General features: G+C 62.8%; 24 protein-coding genes. All 24 read right to left on the bottom strand.

The genetic code is table 11. The features are described 5' to 3' along the window. Positions 1-5: 5 nt before the first annotated feature. The 24 genes from ACTIIH_RS01775 to ACTIIH_RS01660 all read right to left on the bottom strand — a co-directional run bounded on the left by ACTIIH_RS01775 (position 6) and on the right by ACTIIH_RS01660 (position 18,304). On the bottom strand, positions 6-401 hold the full coding sequence (locus tag ACTIIH_RS01775) for a DUF6093 family protein (protein ID WP_441450269.1): 396 nt from the start codon (positions 399-401) through the stop codon (positions 6-8). After that, positions 401-805: a Gp19/Gp15/Gp42 family protein gene (locus ACTIIH_RS01770; RefSeq protein ID WP_441450206.1), complete on the bottom strand. Its 405-nt coding sequence runs from the start codon at positions 803-805 to the stop codon at positions 401-403. The genes ACTIIH_RS01775 and ACTIIH_RS01770 overlap by 1 nt, the downstream gene beginning before the upstream one ends. 18 nt (positions 806-823) lie before the next feature. After that, a complete protein-coding gene (locus ACTIIH_RS01765) occupies positions 824-1,165 on the bottom strand; it encodes a hypothetical protein (RefSeq protein ID WP_441450205.1) in 342 nt (113 codons plus the stop codon). Next, positions 1,165-2,148, bottom strand: a complete 984-nt coding sequence (locus tag ACTIIH_RS01760; protein WP_441450204.1) for a major capsid protein — start codon at positions 2,146-2,148, stop codon at positions 1,165-1,167. Before ACTIIH_RS01760 ends, ACTIIH_RS01765 begins: the two co-directional genes overlap by 1 nt. 19 nt (positions 2,149-2,167) lie before the next feature. Continuing rightward, positions 2,168-2,767, bottom strand: a complete 600-nt coding sequence (locus tag ACTIIH_RS01755) for a hypothetical protein (protein WP_441450203.1) — start codon at positions 2,765-2,767, stop codon at positions 2,168-2,170. Between the two features lie 80 nt (positions 2,768-2,847). Next, the gene (locus ACTIIH_RS01750; RefSeq protein WP_441450202.1) at positions 2,848-3,819 is read right to left on the bottom strand and encodes a hypothetical protein; all 972 of its coding nucleotides are present in this window, start codon (positions 3,817-3,819) and stop codon (positions 2,848-2,850) included. Continuing rightward, entirely contained in the window at positions 3,770-5,170 is a 1,401-nt protein-coding gene (locus ACTIIH_RS01745) for a phage portal protein (protein WP_441450201.1), read from the bottom strand. Before ACTIIH_RS01745 ends, ACTIIH_RS01750 begins: the two co-directional genes overlap by 50 nt. Positions 5,171-5,192: 22 nt before the next feature. After that, positions 5,193-6,623, bottom strand: coding sequence for a hypothetical protein (locus tag ACTIIH_RS01740; protein ID WP_441450200.1), 1,431 nt, complete (start codon positions 6,621-6,623; stop codon positions 5,193-5,195). 239 nt (positions 6,624-6,862) lie between these two features. Further along, complete coding sequence (locus ACTIIH_RS01735; RefSeq protein ID WP_441450199.1) at positions 6,863-7,408, bottom strand: hypothetical protein; 546 nt, start codon at positions 7,406-7,408, stop codon at positions 6,863-6,865. 35 nt (positions 7,409-7,443) lie between these two features. Continuing rightward, positions 7,444-7,602, bottom strand: a complete 159-nt coding sequence (locus ACTIIH_RS01730; RefSeq protein ID WP_441450198.1) for an HNH endonuclease — start codon at positions 7,600-7,602, stop codon at positions 7,444-7,446. 1,252 nt (positions 7,603-8,854) lie between these two features. After that, positions 8,855-9,619 (bottom strand): hypothetical protein, encoded by a 765-nt coding sequence (locus ACTIIH_RS01725; RefSeq protein ID WP_441450197.1) that lies wholly within the window; start codon positions 9,617-9,619, stop codon positions 8,855-8,857. 2 nt (positions 9,620-9,621) lie between these two features. Beyond that, positions 9,622-9,954 carry a VRR-NUC domain-containing protein gene (locus ACTIIH_RS01720; protein ID WP_441450196.1) on the bottom strand — a complete coding sequence of 111 codons (333 nt, stop codon included), beginning with the start codon at positions 9,952-9,954 and terminating at the stop codon, positions 9,622-9,624. Continuing rightward, complete coding sequence (locus ACTIIH_RS01715; protein ID WP_441450195.1) at positions 9,951-11,126, bottom strand: hypothetical protein; 1,176 nt, start codon at positions 11,124-11,126, stop codon at positions 9,951-9,953. Before ACTIIH_RS01715 ends, ACTIIH_RS01720 begins: the two co-directional genes overlap by 4 nt. A 27-nt stretch (positions 11,127-11,153) precedes the next feature. Then, positions 11,154-11,285 carry a hypothetical protein gene (locus ACTIIH_RS01710; protein ID WP_441450194.1) on the bottom strand — a complete coding sequence of 44 codons (132 nt, stop codon included), beginning with the start codon at positions 11,283-11,285 and terminating at the stop codon, positions 11,154-11,156. Beyond that, positions 11,278-11,424, bottom strand: coding sequence for a hypothetical protein (locus tag ACTIIH_RS01705; protein WP_441450193.1), 147 nt, complete (start codon positions 11,422-11,424; stop codon positions 11,278-11,280). The genes ACTIIH_RS01710 and ACTIIH_RS01705 overlap by 8 nt, the downstream gene beginning before the upstream one ends. A 198-nt stretch (positions 11,425-11,622) precedes the next feature. Continuing rightward, positions 11,623-12,006: a hypothetical protein gene (locus ACTIIH_RS01700; RefSeq protein WP_441450192.1), complete on the bottom strand. Its 384-nt coding sequence runs from the start codon at positions 12,004-12,006 to the stop codon at positions 11,623-11,625. Then, entirely contained in the window at positions 11,999-12,583 is a 585-nt protein-coding gene (locus ACTIIH_RS01695; RefSeq protein ID WP_441450191.1) for a hypothetical protein, read from the bottom strand. The genes ACTIIH_RS01700 and ACTIIH_RS01695 overlap by 8 nt, the downstream gene beginning before the upstream one ends. 214 nt (positions 12,584-12,797) lie before the next feature. After that, complete coding sequence (locus ACTIIH_RS01690) at positions 12,798-12,941, bottom strand: hypothetical protein (protein WP_441450190.1); 144 nt, start codon at positions 12,939-12,941, stop codon at positions 12,798-12,800. Between the two features lie 2 nt (positions 12,942-12,943). Beyond that, positions 12,944-13,300: a hypothetical protein gene (locus ACTIIH_RS01685; RefSeq protein WP_441450189.1), complete on the bottom strand. Its 357-nt coding sequence runs from the start codon at positions 13,298-13,300 to the stop codon at positions 12,944-12,946. Between the two features lie 118 nt (positions 13,301-13,418). Next, positions 13,419-14,246: a hypothetical protein gene (locus tag ACTIIH_RS01680; protein ID WP_441450188.1), complete on the bottom strand. Its 828-nt coding sequence runs from the start codon at positions 14,244-14,246 to the stop codon at positions 13,419-13,421. Continuing rightward, positions 14,243-14,521: a hypothetical protein gene (locus ACTIIH_RS01675; protein WP_441450187.1), complete on the bottom strand. Its 279-nt coding sequence runs from the start codon at positions 14,519-14,521 to the stop codon at positions 14,243-14,245. The genes ACTIIH_RS01680 and ACTIIH_RS01675 overlap by 4 nt, the downstream gene beginning before the upstream one ends. Before the next feature lie 299 nt (positions 14,522-14,820). Next, positions 14,821-15,249: a hypothetical protein gene (locus ACTIIH_RS01670; protein ID WP_441450186.1), complete on the bottom strand. Its 429-nt coding sequence runs from the start codon at positions 15,247-15,249 to the stop codon at positions 14,821-14,823. After that, the gene (locus ACTIIH_RS01665; protein ID WP_441450185.1) at positions 15,243-15,767 is read right to left on the bottom strand and encodes a hypothetical protein; all 525 of its coding nucleotides are present in this window, start codon (positions 15,765-15,767) and stop codon (positions 15,243-15,245) included. The genes ACTIIH_RS01670 and ACTIIH_RS01665 overlap by 7 nt, the downstream gene beginning before the upstream one ends. Continuing rightward, on the bottom strand, positions 15,764-18,304 hold the full coding sequence (locus ACTIIH_RS01660; RefSeq protein WP_441450184.1) for a DNA methyltransferase: 2,541 nt from the start codon (positions 18,302-18,304) through the stop codon (positions 15,764-15,766). Before ACTIIH_RS01660 ends, ACTIIH_RS01665 begins: the two co-directional genes overlap by 4 nt. Between the last annotated feature and the right edge of the window lie 6 nt (positions 18,305-18,310).

The following is an 18,310-nucleotide window of genomic DNA, read 5'->3' as shown; positions in this document are numbered from 1 at the left end:
CCTCCTCAGTCCGCGATGTAGTCGACGAACACGCGGTAAGCGGTGGCGAACGTCTTGAACGGGGCTTCCTGGGTGATGCGGAACGCCCGGCCCGTGAGCATCGGGTCCACGCGGGATACGGTGATCTCGACGATGTCGCCGACGTTGATGCGGTACGCACCCACAGGCAGGTGCACGGACATGCGCTGCACGGTCACTGTGGTCTCGGCCGCCGTCCTCGACTGCTCGTAGCCCTCGTAGGACTGCAGCTTGCACTTGCCGGTGTAGACGTCGTCGTAGAGAGGCACCACCTTCCCGGTCTCCCGGTCGGTGGTCTCGCCGGTGACGCGACGAATGATGCACTTGTCCCTCATCATCTGCTCGGCTCTGGCACGGCCAGCCAGCAACGCCCCGGCATCCATCACCACACCCACCGCTCCGAGAACCCAGGCGCGATCGGCATGCGGACGGTGAACGCTTCGGACCCCGCAGAGCTGCCCGGCGCGAGCTCCTCCCATTCGTCCTCAGTCGGCTTCAAGTCCGCGCGCGCGGCTTCCGACCCGAGGCCATAGGAGTAGTCGTCGATTCGCTCGTTCTGTTTGCCGTCGGGATTCTTGATCTTCCGGCATACGATCTGCGCGATGATCTTCTTCACCAACGCCTCGTACACCGGGTCGATCGCGACCCGGTCGGGCAGGTCTTCGATTCGAGACTGGATGGTGGCCTCAACGTCACTGATCCAAGCATTGACCTGATCAATCTCAGGTGCTTCAGAAATCAGTCGACCAAGGCGTGTCTGGACGTCTTGGAGATTCGCGAAAGCCATACCATCCAGTCCCTTCGATTACTCAGCGACGAGGTCGCGGATCTCGTTTCGGTCAAGGCCCTCGAGGTCGTCTTCTGACAGCCCAGTGGCGAGCGCATACTCGTACCAGGCCTGCTTGGAAGCGTTACCCGCCGGTTTCACGACGGGAGTTTCCTCTTCGGTCTCTTCGTCGCCTGTTTCCGCGTCTTCTGTGGTGCCAGAGTCGTCGGAATCAGGGGTATGCTCTTCGCCGCTGACGGTGTATCCGTGGCGGCGGAAATAGGCCAGCGCTGTCGGGCTGTCGGTGTCACCGGCACCGTCGGTGAACTGAACGCCCACGACGATGCCGGTGAACCCCTTGACGGGAGTGGTGACTCGCATCAGACGCCTGCCTGGACCTTGAGCCCGCGAAGTACAGCTGCGGACTTGGTGGCCTTGAGCGCGACACCGGCGGGTCCGAGTTCGACTTCGCCCTTCTTCACGGCGCCGGCCTCTTCGAAGTTCGGCATCCAGGTGCGAACCATCTGGGAGCCGACGGTGGTGACACCGTGGAAGCCGTCGAGTCCGACGCGGTATGCGTACAGGGAGGTGGTGCCGTCGGTCTCGATCGGGATGATCGGGTCGTTGGTGCCGGGCTTCGCGCCCGGGTCGGCGAAGAGGATGCCACCGTAGGTCTCGCGGACGATAGGGCGGCCGTCGGCGCCGACGAGGTCGTCGACGGGGTTCTTGACGTACTCACCGGCTCGGCGGACTGCAGCGCGCAGGCGTGCCAGTGCGCGGCGGTTGCCGAGGATGATGGTGGGAGTCCCGTCGAGGAGACCAAGGAACTCGTCGATGAGGTCGAGTGCCTTGTGTTCGGCGCGGGGGTTGGTGTCGAAGTCGGTCCAGTCGGCACCGTCAGTGAGTTCCGTGGAGGATCCGGTGAGGGCCTTGTCGAGGCCGTCGAATCCGTTCGCATCGGTGGCGGTGTCGCCATTGATGACGAGATCCTGGAACTTGGTGACGGCGGCCTTGATCTTCTGCTGCATGTTGAGCATGACAGCGTTGGATGCGGCCGGGCCGATGGAGGCGATGACGCGGTCGACCGTGAACGAACCACCGAGGACGGCGAGTTCGGTCGAGTGCTTCGAGGTCTCCACGTTGCCGGGTGTGTACTCAGTGTTGAGTGCACGAGTGGCAGCGTCGGCCTGGGTCTTCAGCCGGCGGTACCCGTAGGTGAGGGTTGCTCCGCCACCGGCGGGGTTGACGGCGTCGTCGAAGATCATGTTGTCGAGGATCGCGGATTCCTTGCGGAACTCGTCGATCACGGCAGGATCGTAGTCTTCGACCGCGTTGTTCTTCGCTTCAGCGAGAGAAACTGGCATGGCGGTGTCCTTTCAGGGGTCAGCTGTAATGCAGGTTCACTGCATCAGCGAGATTCTTGGGTTTGGGTTTGCTCGACCCGGCACCCTGCGACGGGTCGGGTTTCGGCGTGGCAGGAGCAGATGGAGCGAGGAGCTTCATCAGTTCGTCGGCATCGGCTTCGAGAGCTTCCTGCGTGTCGCCGGTCAGCCTGGTTGCCGCGGACAGGGGCAGGCCCTTGGCAGCGGCAACTTCGTACTGCATGACACGCAGAGCGTTCTTCGTGCTCGAATCTTCGAGCTCGGCGAGACGTTCCGCCTGCTTCTCCTCCGCTGACTTCGTAGCGTCCTCGTACTCTTTGTTCTTGGACCGAAGATCAGCGATCTCTCGTTCGAGCTGCTTGCGAGCCTCGCGCTCGGACTGCAGCGCCTTCTTCCCGCCTTCACCGAGTTCCTCATCGTCGGCGGGTACCTTCGGTGCAGACTGGCCGGCGGCCGGGGTCTGCTCCTTGGAGTCGTCGTTCTGGCCCTGATCGCCAGGGTCAGATCCCGGTGTCTCAGCGTCCGCGGGGGCGGCGAAGAACCGGATGAACGGATCGGTGGTGTACGGGTTGTAGGCAGTGAGCACACGAGAGTGCTTCATGGTTCCTCCTTGGTGGTGCCACGTCGCGTGGCAAACGCCCGTGTGCCTCGCGCAAACGGGGTGGTCTGTGATGGGTTCGGTCAGCGACCGAACGCGATCGCACCGGTGGGGATCTGCCCCTGCTCGGTGATGTATCCGTACTGGCGCAACAACCTGCGGGTTGTGGCCTTGTCGCCGCCCGAACGGCGCACAATCTCGGGGACGGACAGACGGCGAGTACGGGTGCCGCGGCCTCCGGCCTCGGAACCCCAGCGGAAGTAGCCGCGGCGGGTCGTGCCCTCCGAAGTCCACATTCCTGATGGGGTCATACCGCGGCGAGCGTTGACGACCTGGAAGATGTCGCCGCCCTCCCGGATCGCTTCGGCCTCGTTCTTCCCGAAATGCTTCGCCTGCTCGGCAGGTGACAAGGATTCGAAGTAGGCATAGGGGTCAACGGTCAAGTCTCCGGCTACTGCTTCCGAAGCGGGTATGCCCCGGCAATCGCACCGAGGATGCCTCTGGAAGCTCGCGTTCCACCGATACCAGCGGCCTGCGAGAATCGCGCACTTACTGCAGGACGGAGGTGTGAGCATCCGAACGAACCCCGTAGCCGACGAAGCGGTTGTCGCTGCCTGCTCAGCGGCACGGCCAGTATCTGAGAGCGCGGTGCCGGCGGCCATAGTCAACCACCGTCCACCCTTCGCCAGGGCTGCAGGCGGGGCCATTCCCTCCGCGACAGCAGCCTTTGACACGATCGTCGACATGGCAAGGGCCGTACCAAGGTCCCGGCCGTCACCGTTCATGCCGACGAACGACTCAGGGACCACCTCGGCGACGAGATCCGGGTCCTGCCCGGTCTCATCAAGCACTGTCGGGATGAACTCGGCCGCAGCCTCGGCAAGAGACAGCTGCGAACGATGCATCACCCGCAACACCTGCGGGGCGGTTCTGGCCCACCCTGCATCGAAGTCGAGACCCATCCGAGACCACAGACGCTTCACCGAGGCGAGCGCCGCGGCGTTCTCACGCGTGATCTGTCTCTTGTACTGAATCGCGGAGGACGGAAGGATCATTCAGCTCCTCCTTCTCCTGAATCCGCTGGAAGTACGGGTCGGCTTCCTGCTCGAGGAAGTACTGACGCTCGCGGGCCTTTCGTGCTTCGGACCAGCCGAGCTCGTCCCATGCGCCCTCGCGGGAAAGGATTGGGGTGCCGCCGGAGAGCTTCTGGATGGAGTCGGAGCGCTGAGCCATGGTCGGGGTGCCGGCGTCGTACCATTCGAGGCGGATTCGGCCGTTGCGGGGGAACTCGCCGGTGCGGAAACGTTCACGCAGCGACATCGACCAGCCCCAGGAGGCACCGAAGCTGACTTGCTTACGTTCCGTGTTCTTCACCAGTCGAGCCTCGTCGGCGCGGATAGCACCCTCGGCTGCGGGGTTCACGGACTGTTGGCCCATGTACCGGACTGGGAGTCCGGTAATCGCTGCGGCGAGCGCCATGTAGTGGTTGACGGTGTCGTGGAAGTTCTTGAGGTCGGAGGGTGAGAACTGGCCGACCTTGGCCTTGTCGTTCTGGTGTGCCCAGATGCCGGAGAAGTAGGACTCCCAGACGGGGATCGGGTCGCCGTTCTTGTCGACGAAGTCACCCTTGGACATGCCGAGGACGTACTTCTGCGGAACTGAGTGTGTCTCGGCGGCGATCTGCAGGTTCGTCAGGGAGCGTGCGATTGCGTCGGTGAGGGGCAGGACGTCGTGCATTTCGCTGGTTCCGAACCAGGAGCCGGTGCGCTGTCGGTTGAGGAACATGACGACGGGGACGCGGCCGATGTTGTGGTCATCGCGGTCGGTGACTTGCCAGCGGGTGCCGTTGTCTCGGGTGAGCCAGATGGTGGTGTTGGGCAGGTAGAGAGTCGCAGAGTCGGTTTTGCGTTCGGGGTCGATGTACTGGCGCAGGGCTGCGGTCATCTGCCGGCGACGGTTGTCGATCTTCACTGACATGTGACGAGGTGATTCCACCGTCATCAGCGGCTGGTCAGGATCGTCCTCGTTGCTTCCGACGGTAACGAAGGAGCGGCCGAAGATCATGGCTTCCTTGTGGGCCTGTGGGGCTTGGGCGTCGAGGTCGTTGTACTCCCAACCGACGCGGAGGTCCTCGTTCGCGATCTGATCATCGGGGAGCATGAGGGACTTCACGTCGAGGCGGCGTTCGACTTCGTCGACGGCGATCCTGGGGAGGTTGACGACCGTTTCGAAGCGGCGCAGCTCCGGGGGTACGGCGAGACCGATGTGTTCGAGACGCTGAACTCCTTCGTAGTAGCGGTCCATCTTGATCATGACGGATCGACGCTTCTCGTGCTCGTTGCGGAGTTCAGAGAACAGGGCCTGTTCTGTGTCCGAGAGCTTCGCGGCGGCGTCAGGAACAGCCATTGGTCACCTCCCTCGGTTGTGGTCAGCGGAAAACGAACATGCGGTTATCGATGTCATCCCACCCGGCGGCGCGGGAGTCCGCGGCCGCCTCGTGGGCAATGACAGTCGACATGAGCAGGTCGATCTTCTGGTGGTCGGCGGGTTTGCCGAGGATGTACTTGTCGCCGGGTTTGGCGATCTTGATCGCGTTGAGTGCATGCAATCTGGCTTGGTGGTCGTCGTCGGTGATGATGCGTCCCTCGACGAGGTCAGTGTGGAACCGGTTGAGAGCGTCGAACATTCGCTGGATCGAGTAGGTCGGCCACTGCACAACAACCTCGTCGCCGTACAGGTTCGCCCAGTCCTCAATCTCGGTTCGCCAGTCGCGGGGGTCGCAGTACATGCGCCTGACGTCGTACTTCGCGAAGATCTCCGACACGGCAGCGTGGACTTCCCCGCGAGGGATGCGACCGTTCCACTGCTTCGGGTCCCAGTGTGCAGGACGATTGTCCGGCCCGTAGGTGGGAGTGAACGTGTACCCGTCGATCGTTTCGGCGCGGATCGCACTGTGGTCGCCTGACGTTGAACCGTCGAACCCGAGGGAGATGCGCCTCTCGTTGGACGGTGTGCCCATACTGTCGTCCCAGAGCTGCCGAGCGATGAACGCACCCGAACCCTGCACGAGGCGGTTGCCGTAGAAGCGTTCTGCCTCGGCGGGGTCCTTCTGCAGCAGCGCCACCGCTTCGGCCTCGATGGAGTCGAGGTTGACCCACCAGGAGCCTGCATAGCCGTGTTCGTGGATCTTCCGGCGATGATCGGCGCGGGAGTACTTCAGCGGCTTCCCGTCCGAATCGCGGAGGTCCTCGTCAGGGTTGCGGTAGAAGATGAACACGTCGTCTAGGCCGGACTCGTAGAGCTCCTGCGCGTACGAGTCCATGGCCGGGTCCCAGGCGTTCGTGTACGCGTGCGTACGACCGCCCATACCGGCCGCGCCACGGCGTTGATTGTGCGCGACACCAGTCAGCTTGTTCGCGACCGTGTACAGGCCGACCTCGTCCTGCTCCGCGTCGGAGATCGGGTTACCGAGGCGGGCGTTCGCCGAAGCGGTGACAACGTCGATACGGTCGAGATCATCGTCCTCGTGCTCGCCGAAGACTCGGATGAAGCCCTCACGGACAGCCATCATGTGCTGCAGCGGTCCGCGCTTAATCATCGCCTTCAACGGCCGGTACATGTTGTCGACCTGGTCTTCGTTCGTCGCCGACAGCTGGATGACTGGCGACGGGTGCCGGATGCCCTTCGGCTCACCAGCCAGGTATTCGTACTCCCACCCGCACGGGCACCCGAAGTCCTCACACCGGTACAGGTCGCCTTCTTCCGCCCAGCCGCCGAACACCGACGGGCCGACCGCCTCAAACGCGACGAACGACGCCGCCATGGGACCCTTGCCGGTCTTCTGGGGTGCCACGGTCATCGTGACGCGGTAGTAAAACGCCTGATTCAGCACTGGCGGATTGTCCGGCCCGACTTCCTCCGGCGGGACGAACACCGTCCCCTCGCGAACACGCCACCTGTTGGCACACACCCAGAACTGCCAGTCGGACAGTTCGAAGGGCTTGCCTCGAAGGAACCCGTCAGGCACTCGGCAATGCTGTCTGATCCATCCGTCCGCGAGATCCCCCAGCGTCGGGAAATCGACCACGAACTCGGTCATCAAACCGCCCTCAGTCTCCGCTGAGGTCCGTCCTTTTTGCCGTCCGACGAACGCTTAGGCGAGCGCGATGGGCCTGGATCCTCGACGACCTCGTCGGAGATATCCCAGCCGAGCTCGCGCATACCGGCCCTGGTCAGGCCGATCTGGTCACGGTAGCGGTGCAGCTGCGCGACAAGAGTGGCGTTCGAGTCCGGGGACTTCTCGACGAGCGCTTTGAGCCGGCAATACTCGGCGATAGTTGTCCACAACCACCGGAACTTCGGTGTCGCCCAAGCCGCGGCCTGGGGCAGCTCCCACACGTCCCGCCAGATGCGAATCTCGCGGCGGCGCAATGAGATAGTGGACTTCTTGTCCGGCACTTCCTTCTTGGCCTTCTCGACGACCTCGATAGTCGTGCGGTGCATCGTCGGCAGAGGGAACTCCGGCACCTTGCCGTCGTAACCTTCTGCCGGGAGACTGTTGAAGCTCAAGCCACGCTGGTCCGATCGCGCTGAGCGCGGGTCGGCCGGCGGCCCCGAGCGACTACGGCGTCCTCCGCTGCCCATGGTTTCCTCCTTGCACGGCGTCGCGCCGTGAGTAGTTACGCAGGAGTCGCTCCTGCGTGGTCGCCTTGTCGAAGTTCAGCGATGAGGCGAGCACCCTTGCTCTCGTTACAGAACAGGCGGGTGCATTGGCTGTTGTTGTAGGTGTGCTCCCCGCCCTTCGCCAGCGGGATCTGGTGGTCGAGGCTGGCACTCATCGGGTCGGGGTACGAAAGTGTCGGGTCGACCGGGGTGTTGCAGATTGCGCAGGTCCATTCGTCGCGTTCGAACACTTCGAGGCGGTTGACCCGCTCGGACCCCGGCGCGAGCTTCCTCGCGAGACGTTGGTGATAGGCCTCTCTGCGCCGTGGCGACCACGGGTCTGACTTCTCACGGCCGTCTGCGCGAGCGTCGCGTCGATAGTGCATCTGGCACACCCCGCGCGCCCTGACCGGGCGTTCGCAGCCTGGCTCTGAGCACTGCTTCGACTTGGAGTCCCTCGTCGCCTTCCGCAGACACGGCTTGGTGCAGTAGATCTGCCTCATGCTCTTGGCCGGAGAGAACTCGTCGCCGCATACCGGGCAGACCTTGACTGTGGCTGCCCGCAGCTCCCTGTTCTCCTCCGCCTGTCGCGCGGTGGCCCTCTTGCTCGCGATGATCGCGTTCGGCCGGCTTGCCTCCCGCTGACATGCGGCTGAACAGTACGTCTTCCGCGGTCCGGTTCGCCCCTTTGGTGGAACTTGGGTGGCGCAGATCGGGCATGTGGGTTCCTGGGATTCCACTGTTTCTGTCTCCTCTTCGTGGCATCGCGCCACCTCATGACACCCGAATCGCTCGGATGAAAGGGGATGAAAGAAGCCCCGTTCTCAGTGAGAAAACGGAGCTTAGTTAAGGCTTTGACCTGGGGTGATACCGGAAATGTTTGAACTATCCAAGTGGGTCCGCGCTATCCCCCGCGGTACTTTATAAAGACAGGTTCGGTTGCACCCCCTGGGGGTCTGCAAACGCCAAGTCATCTTGCCGCCCAGCCTCCTGGCTGATGGAGGGTAGTCGACTTCGAATGGCATGGTCCGCAGAGGCCGCGACCGTACTGCGGATCGTTCGGGTCGAGGCCGGCAGCTTCGAGCTCGCGGCGTGATCGAGGATAGTGGTCGGCGTCTCGAGCCGGTCTCTTCTTGCAGATGACGCAGAACCGATCACGAGCGAGGACCTTGGTGCGGAACAACACTTCATGGTCACGGTCATATCCACGCTGGCGGGACGTGCCGCGAGTACGGTCGGCGGTGCGCTCATGGCGAGGGCATCGCGACTTGGTGCCCTCGAACAGGACCGGGCAACCGGCGACCGAGCAGAGCTTCTTCACTGACTGCCTCCGAACATGACAGAAGGCCTGACCGGAGAACCGTGTCAGACCTTCATCGCCACCTCTGGTGACTCTACGAGAATTGTATGGGACAGATGACTGAAAGTCTACGCCCGCAAGGATCGCGCCTTGCGGCGTGTCGTTCGCGTCAGCACAGCACGAACATCACCGAGGCGATACAGCTTCGTGCCTCGTTGATCGTGACCAACAGCGTTGAGCATCACACGATCATGAGCATCACGACGACTCGTCCACTTCCGTGCCTGCTCATAGGTGATCTGCTCACCAGCCGCACGCAGTGTATCGACCACACGAGACAGCGGTGCCTCGAACGCCTCGATACGCCGGAGCCCCTCACGCCTCCGTGCCCGCACATCCACCTGGGCCTGGCACCTCGGGCACACCGTCACGTCCTCCCCGATGATGGGCCACAACTCCACACCGCAACCACCTGTCGGACACACGCCAGCGAACACACGTTCAGGTGGAATGTCGATCTGCTCCAACGCCTTGAGGCACTGCTCGAGCAGACGGTCATGCCACTCCTCAGCCTGCGCATGCTTGACCACCCAGTCACGCAACGGATCCAAGCTGGCCACCAACTGCGGCACCGACAGTATCCGATGCACCGGCCGCTCCTGCTCTGACACCCAAGCAGCGAGCATTGACCTGAGCACCTCGGTGATCCGATCAGCCACCTCGGCGGCACCAATGCGGAACACCATCGGCACAGCATCCGACGACCGGCGCTCACCCTGCGGAGTGGTGGCATCCTGCCTCAGCTTCGTCACCTCCAACTGCTGCACGATCGGAGCACACATGCGCACCAGCTCAGGCAATGATGCCGACCGAACATCACGGGCATCCCACATCGTCAACGTCCTCTCAGTTCTTTCTCGATACGACCACTCACCCAATCGCGGGGCCGCCACACATCCACGTCCTCACCGACCAGCAACAAGGTGGAGATCCACGCCTTCTGCTCGGCCGACGTCGTGCCCGTCTCCGACTTGAGCTCACGCCAGATCACACGACGCTGCTTCGGGTGCACCAACACCAGATCTGGGAACCCAGGTGTCGAGCGACGCGAGTCATAGTCATGGAAGCTCAACCAGCCCATCTGCTTCGAGAGCTCGATGATCTGATCCTGCAGCTGTCTCTCCGACATGGCCTTAGCTTGGAGAGCCCGGTAATCCTGTACCTTCACCGCTTCCTCCTCTTCCGCTTCTTCCCAGCAGGAGAGTTCACAAGGGCAACAGGTGGCGCCGACCGTCCAGGCCCAGCCCTGCCCGTACCGTCACGTACCGAACCCTTACCGTCCCGACCCGACCCGGCATATCCAGATCCTGGATGCACACGACCTGCTGGAACCTGCTGGAACCTGCTTGGTGGCTCTGCGGGGTCACACTCCGACTGGTTGGTGTCGGGCGGTCCCTTCGGTCCAGAGCCGGTGTCTGCGGGGTCTGACTCCGCCTGGGTGGCGGATAGTCCCTCGGTCCAGACTGTGTTCACCGCGGGGTCATCACACGACTGGTCGTCGTGCGGTCCCTCGGACCGGTGAACGTCTCCCGCGGGGTCACGCTCCGCCTGGGTGGCGGTCTGTCCCTCGGACCGGGATGCAGGGTTCTCAGGTGTCCTCTGTGCTGCGGTGCCGGCGTCACGGCCGGGCGGTACACGCCCGGCTCTCACGTCGGCCTCGGCAGTGTCGGGGAGGACGATGTTGTGGGTGGTCACGTACTCGTGGGTGCGCAACCACTCCAACGTCTTCGGTTTGAAGTAGGGCTTCTTCGGCGGGGGCATCATCTGCTTCTCACGATGAGCCCGCGGCGCATCGAGCAGGGCCGCGTTGCATCTGCCGCAGGCGACCACCATGTCTTTTGGTGACTGCACCTGCCTGTCCAGATGGTCGTACGTTCCTGCCTTCTGGCCGCGCCGGTCGCCTTGGAAGTTGACGACGAGGCCGCAGTAGCGGCATGCGTCACCGTCGCGGAGGCGCACGGGGATCGTGAGTGCAGGGTTCGAGTTGTCGAGCTTGCGTTGGCGTTCCCATTCGATCTCCTCTCTCGTTCGCATGTGGATGAAGGTGTCGTCCTCGATGAGCTTGTAGGCGCGTCGGCCTTCCCCGTCAGCCACCTCGGTGAGGTAGCCGGCGGCAATAGCGACACTGATCAGCTCAGCGGCACGTGAGTGGCCTGCCATCTGCACGGCGGTGCCGTGGCTGATGACGTAGTCGGTGAGGTGGGCGGTGGATTGGAGTGCGCAGCGGAGGACAAACCCGAATGCCTCGTTGACCAGCCTGTCGTCGACCCTCTCGTCTTCGAGGACGCTGAGGACGACGGGGTGGTTAGCGGCGGTGTCACCAGTCCTGAGCCAAGGCATCCGGGTTGTCTCCTGTGGTGGTGTTGATCAGTGGGTGGGTTCGAGGTGGCAAGTACAGCCACATGAGGCGAGCGCATCGGTGGTGTTGTCCCAGGCTTGGCCGTCGCACTTGCGGCAGTTGCCGTCGCGGCAGTCGGGGCTGCGTGGGGTCTCACTCATGCTTCCTCCTCGATTCGATCGGCGCGGACACGCATCCAGTCCGCCACTCGGCGCACACCGTACCGGCGTGTTCGTGCAGGCTCGCGGCGTAGCAATCGCGCAGCTCGATCTCGTCGGGGGTGTACGGGTTAGTGGTCATCGCTACCAGCCTCCGCTTCGCTTTTATGCTCCGGGCAATAGTCCTCGTCGCCGTTCGTCAACCATCCCGGCGACCTCTCGGCCCGGGTAATCTGAACGCCGTTCACGGTGGATGCTCCGGTCTCGTAGTGGTCTATGTCCCATGCACCGCAGAACGCATCGTCTCCGTCGCAATGGATGGTGGGCGTGTGTGATTGGGTCACGACTCGCCTCCCGTCACCTTCACGCCCTGCGCGTCGAGCCACTTGGCGATCTTGTCAATGTCGTCCTGGGATAGACCGATATACAGGTCATCGGTGATCCTGAGAACGTGGCTCGCCAGCTTCTCCGCGTTCGTCGGCTCCGGGTCCGGAACGACGGTGATGCCTGCCTTTTCGAGCAGGTCAGCACCGGCGAGGTATTTCCCGTTCGTGCTGTTGACGTACTCGGACCATTCGCTCTCAGTGATCGTCCGTCCGGGCACCTGGTCGGGGTGCTCATCGAGCCATTCGAGAACGTCCGCCACACTGATCCGGGCTGTCCCCGCCTTGTCGCGAAGGTCGCTGAAGATCTCCCGATGCAGGTTGATGTACTTCTCACTCATGGTCGCCTCCGGGTGCCTTCGTCGGGTTGGGGATGCTGTTGAACAGTTCCGGGTCATCCCCGAGCGCGGCGATCTTCTTCGTCACGAACTCGACACCCAGCGCGATACCGTGATGGACGGGGCACAGGTCATCGACGCAGGCTTCGCAGTCCTCGGCATCGTTGACGTTCGCGTGCTCGACCCACCAAGCGCGGTCATGCTCAGCGTTCTCATCGTCGCCAGGTGCGGTCATGCCGTAGCCGTCTAGAGCCTCCGCCACGAGTTGAGCGTTCCAGTAGCCGGAGTCACCAACCGCTCGGAGGAGTAGGTCTTTCCACTTCTCCGCATTCGTCGGCTCCGGGTCCGGGGCGATAGATCCCCCGGCCATGTGGAATCCATCAGTGAAACCGACCCCGTAGGAGACCGAAGTGCCGTCCATAAGTTCCTGGTAATCGCTTTTCTTCATCGTCCGTCCGGGCACCTGGTCGGGGTGCTCGTCAAGCCATTCGAGGGTTCCGTCAATGATCGCGCGACGGAGCGTGTGTCCTGCAGCTTCCTGATAGACCCTTTCGCTTAAGTCGATGTATCGCTCGGTCATGGTTGTGGTCCTTTCACATAGGTTTCGTCGACCCAGACCCGGCCGCAGCAGTGGCAGTGCCAGCCGACCGTTTCCGGGCTGCACAGGTCCTCACCGATGACGATGGGGTCCTTGTGCTCGTGGTGGCATCGGAACGACACAAGACGGGGTTCTGCCTCGCACAGGAGCTTCTCCGTGATCGCCTCGTGTGGGCATTCCTCGTGCCCGGGTTTCATCACGATTGTTCGAGCTCCCTGCTGATGTCGTCACGCAGGCTCCGTGCTCTTCTGCTCTTGGAATCGAGTGCTTCGTGGAAGCGGATCATGTTCTCGATCCGCTTCTGCCGAGCCAGCTCGGTGAGCGCTTCCGCCTCGGTCATCGTCAGAGTCCTTTCGGGACGATCGGTCGGGCGTGCACCCCGTCAGCGGAGGGGCCGGGGTCGCCGTCGTAACCGGCGACGTAATGCTTGTGGTCAGACATGTCGTGCGGGTGCCAGCACACCTTGTCGCCGTACTTGATGTCCTCCACCCGGATCGGTTCGACAAGGTCGGCGCCGGCCTGTGCTGCGAGACGGGCCACGAACGCACGCCTCAACTCCTCGGCCGAACGTCGGGCCGCCAGTTCTTTCTCGAGCTCAAGCACCCGGCGCCGGTACACGCGGCGGAAACGCAACGCCATAACCACAGCGGTAGCCGAGACGAGGACGGTGAGAAGTGAGATTGCGAGGCTGAGACTCATTTGCGGGTCCTCCAAACCATGAGCCGGTCCCACACCGAGGCGGGAATGATGTTGTGGGTGATGACCCACACCCAAATGTGGGCGGGAAGAACGAGGAGTCTCTCGATGAAGTTGAGCATCATTGGAATCCCTTCACGAGCTCCTGGCCGACACCAGTCAGATCGGCAAACCACCGGGACCGGACCTTCTGCCGATCATCGGCAAGCGCTGCTTGTTCGTTGCTGTCGGTGATGGTGGGTGAGGCGATGAGGCCGTAGAACAGGCCTTCGGCGGTGACGCGCCAGAGGCTGTCGGTGATGGAGTCGACTTCGAAGTCGGTGCCCCATTTCTTCGCCGAGGTGACGAACAGTTCCAGGCACTCAGCCGGGGCCGCGTAGGTGCGGGTGGCGCGCGAGGTTTGGGCGGCCATGGATTCGAGGATCTTCGCAGTGCGTGCGAGGTTCTGCGTCGGCTCCTGGACCGGAAGGGTGAGGGACTTGCCCTCGAAGAGGCCGGTGCGGTCGGTGGCGCGGATGCGGATCTTGTCCGGTCCGGTGCCGGTGACAGTGAGTTCGACTTCGGGGTCCCAGGCTTCCTTCGGGGTGAGGCCGGCGAATCCCATCAGCTGCTTGGCCATGACCGGGGTGAGGATGATCGAGTCCGCGACCACGTCACCGGTAACTCGGGCACCGTCTCGGGCTGGGGTCTTCGTGACGATCGAGGTGCGTCCCGATGAGGCGAGGAGGAGCACGTTGTCGTAGGTGAAGACTAGACCAACAAGGTGATTGTCAGAGGCATCGTCCTTCGCGACGTGCGGGAGGACGGCGGCGAGCGCCGAGGTGAGGTGGATGGGGTTGATGCGGGCGGACAGGCCGAGGGCGATGCGGCGGGTCTCTCTGGCTTCTTTGCCGTCCATGAAGTTCTTCACGACGGCGAGGTGGTCGTCAGCGTCGTGTTTCGCGTTCACTGGGCTTCCTCCTCGGTGAGCTCGTATCCGAGGGGGAGATGGAAGGTTCGAGTCCGGGTTAGTAACCCGCCTTCGGGCTTCTTGACCTTGTCTCCGTTGATGTCGTAGACGATGTGCTCGAATTCGACGACGAGGAGGTAGTTTCCTGCATCGACGAGTCGGAGCGACCCGGCGACGACGTTGCTGGGGTCTACTCGGCTCTTCGTGATGAGTTGGAAGATCGTGAGCATCGTCTCGTGGTCGGCCTTCGGGATGGTGTTTGTTGCAGTGGCCATGGTCAGTTCGTCTCCTTCTTGCGCGTGTGTCGGCAGTTGGTGCAGCACCAGCCGCGGCCGTTCTTTTGCCCTGCCGTGCAGGCCAGTGGTGTGGTGTTGCAGGACTGGCAGGGGAACACTGGGTGGTCGCAGTACCGGTGGGAACAGTTCTTAAGCAGTGGCATCGTGGTTCTCCTTGTGCGTGCATTTCGGGCAGCAGCCGTAGCCTCGATCTCGGGTGAGGGCCTTGCAGGCGACGGCAGTGCCACCGCAGGAGCAGCGGCCCCATTTGTCTCGGGCGGATTCGACTTTCGGGATCGTCACGCCGGCACCTTCCCTCGGCACTTCGGCGGTGCCATGCAGTGGTCGACGAACTCGCGCCCTTCCGGGGTGAGCGCGTACTCGGCGGCGTCAGCCCACGAGGCACGGTCACTGTTCGGTTTGTGATGGACCGGCACCGGATCCCCAACCTTCTGATGGGTCATGATCGCGTTGTAGGCGGTGTTCGTGATGCGGGATGCGATCTCGCCCCGGTAGACACGGGCGATCGTGTTCCCCGCGACACCGACCCGCTTCGCGACAGCACTCACCGTGCCGTAATGAGCGACGAGGTCGATCACACGGATCTTCGCGTCACCGATCGGCCGCATCGTCGCTTCGAGGTGCTTGTTCCGGCAGACCCGGCACATGCCGGCCGCGTGCACGACGCGCGTGCAGCCGTCGGTCTTGCAGATGTTCTTATTCACCATGCTCGTTCCTTCCATGCGTCCGATCCCCACACCTTCGTGGCGAGGCGAGCGCGATACTCGGCTTCCTCGGCGAAGTGGGACTGAGGGCACTTCTTCCGTTTCGTGGGGTGCTCGTGTTTGTGGCACTGACGTCGCCAATCGGCGAAGCGCGGATCCTCATCGGCGATCTTCTGGGCGATGTCGGCTCTCATCGCGACGAACGACATGAGCATGCACACGCCGTGCTCGGCCATGCGTGGACCGCCCGGCAGGTACTGTTTGCCGTCTTCGTCGAACTGCACGCCGTGGCCCGTGTACAGGGCTTGTCTGCATTCGACTTGGCGGCACCCGATGCATTCCTCGTCACCGTGCCACCAGTCCGATTCCGCCGCGCCGTACCACTCGGACACCTCTACGGGCAGTTTGACCATGACGCGGCCGGTCTGGCCGGACGCGGCGTCGATGACCTTCCGTTCCTTGTTGTCGGCGGGTTTGCGGATCATCTCGAAGATGTCGATCTGCCCGGGTGCGTTCGTCATGCCGGTTCGCTCATTTCGAGGTCGAACAAAGACGGCATCTCCCGCTGCCGCTCTTCTGCTTCGAGATACTTCACTCCGTCGAGGAAGTACCCGGGGTTGAGTTCGACTGATCGACCGCGGCGGCCCTTCTTGAGTGCACGCAATGGCACCGTGGCCAGGCCGCCGAAAGGGTCGAACACGAGGTCGCCTTCGTTCGAGTAGCGGTCGATGAGCCGGTCAACGATGTCGAACTGCAGAGGGCATACGTGCATTGCCTGCGCTTTTCGAGACTGCTCCGTGTTGAGAGTGAGCATCCGGTTCACGTCATGCCACACGTCCTGATGCCAAGAGCCAGGGGCGAGCGCCATGAATGTTGACGGGAGGCGGCCCTCACCGTGGAGGTGTTCGCCGACTTTGATGTGGGTTTCGAAGTCGTAGACTTCGGCAAGAGTCTGTTTCGTGAACATTCGGGAGATCTGTTCTGGTGGGAGTGCGGCGAGCTCGGCTGCAGTCATGTGGCGCTGGCCTGAGGAGCGCCAGAATGCGTGAGCGTCGACCTGCCAGCGGGCCAGCGAGTAGTCCTCTGCTTCCTTCTTCACTGGGGTGTCGGCGTAGCCTTTCGTGCGGTCCGTCTGCGGCTTGTGGAACAGCAGAATGTACTCCGGGGACCCGGCGCCCATCTTCGTGCCGTCTTTGCGCATCTCGGTGTATCCGAGACGGTACGTCTGGTTGTTCTCGCGCACCACGTCGGTGACGACGGTGATCATGCCGAGGTAGTCGAAGCCGTGCTTGATCCCGTGTTGGAGTGCCTCGGCGTGGAACGGGGAGACGGTGGGCACGCCGGCGCCGGTGACGGAACCGAACAGGATGCGGTCTTTGACGTGGCAGGCGTAGATGCGTCCCGGCTTGAGGATCCGGTGGAGTTCCGGGGTGAGGAAGTCCATCTGTTCCCAGAAGTGGCCATTGTCGTCGGTGTGCCCGAAGTCGTTGTAGCTGGGCGTGTACTCGTAGTGATTCGAGAACGGAATGCTGGTGACAATGAGGTCGACTTCGTTCTCCGGCATGGCCCTGGTTTCGTCAACGCAGTCGTTGTTGGCCACCTGCCAGCCTTCGCCGGTGGCTTCGATGCGTTCGATACCCATGGACCGCACGAGCGCTTGCGCGATCGCTTCCGGGTCGAGGCCGTGTTCGTGGATGACGTCTGTCATGGTTTCTGTCAGCTCCTCGTGCTGCTGCCATTTGCGTTTGAGTTCGGCAACGACGCCGCTCTCTGCGTTCGAGTGGATGAGGTACACGTGGCAGGTGCGTTCCTGCCCGTATCGGTGGATGCGGTGAACGGCCTGGATGGTGTCGTTGAACTTGTAGGTGACGCCGAGGAATACGGCCGTGCGGGACTGCTGCAGGTTCATGCCCTGCCCGAGCATCACCGGCTTTCCAATGAGCACCGAAGCCTCACCGGACTTCCATGCCGTCAGCTGCGCTTCAACCTCGTCGGCGGACTGTGAGCCGCGGACGGTGGAGAAGGTGATGCCGTGATGTTTCAGCGCCTTCTCCGCGAGGTCCTGTTCGTCGTTGAGGTCGCACCAGATGATCGACTGCTCCCCGGCCAGGTCCACATCGGAGATGATGCTGATTGCTTTCGCTACGCGCTCTTCGAGGCTGATTCGCTTCTCCCTAGCGGCCTCTTTCAGTCCGAGCTCGGCGGAGCGGAAGATGTGGCCTTGCCCGTCGCGGTCCACGGTGTCATCGGCCAGCGACACGTCGACCTCGACGAACTCCACGTCGAGTGGCGGCAGATCGTAGCCGGCGGCATCGCAACCTAGGTCGGCTGGCGACTGAACGAACGCGGCCCATGTGTTGAGCCACAGCCAGAATTCGCGCTCCTTGTGCGGGTACAGCTTGAGGTTGTTGGCCTTCGTGGAGTCGCGCTGGAAGAATCGCGTGAGCGCCTGCCCGGTGTCCATGACGCCGAGGAACCCGGCGTAATGGATGAGCTCTTTGAAGCGGTTCGGCGAAGGCGTGGCCGTGGCAACGAATCGGAAACGGACACCTGCGAACTTCGGCAGGAACTCCTGGTAGGTCTTCGACCCGTAGCTGCGCAGGATCGACGCCTCGTCGAGGGTGACGGCTGTGAACTGCGCAGGGTCGAGCTTGCCGTCGCGTACGCTCTCGTAGTTCGTGATGTAGGCGCCGTCGAACTCTCGATCGACTTCAGCGTTCCGGCGAATGAACTGCGTGGCCATATCGATCTTCTGCGCATCATTGGCGAACTCGAGACGCACACCCAATGGGCAGACGATGAGCACGGGGCCATCGTGGCGTGCACGAATCTGTCGGAGGATCTCGAGCTGGATGATCGACTTACCGATGCCGAACTTGGCAAACACTGCCCGGCAACCGCCTTTGAGCGCCCACTTCACGAGCATCTTCTGATGCCGGTACAAGCTCGGATGCAGTCCGTCGAGGTCGACGTCGAATCCTACGGCTGGTGATACGGCGGCCTTGGCTTTGAGGAACTCGACATAGTTTGCCTCTGAAACTGCCGGGGTGATCAGCACGGGGCC

This window comes from Brevibacterium sp., from assembly GCF_052105255.1.
Classification (GTDB): Bacteria; Actinomycetota; Actinomycetes; order Actinomycetales; family Brevibacteriaceae; genus Brevibacterium; species Brevibacterium linens_B.
The sequence above is the reverse complement of the archived record's forward strand: the minus strand, read 5'-3'. Positions and strand labels throughout refer to the sequence as shown.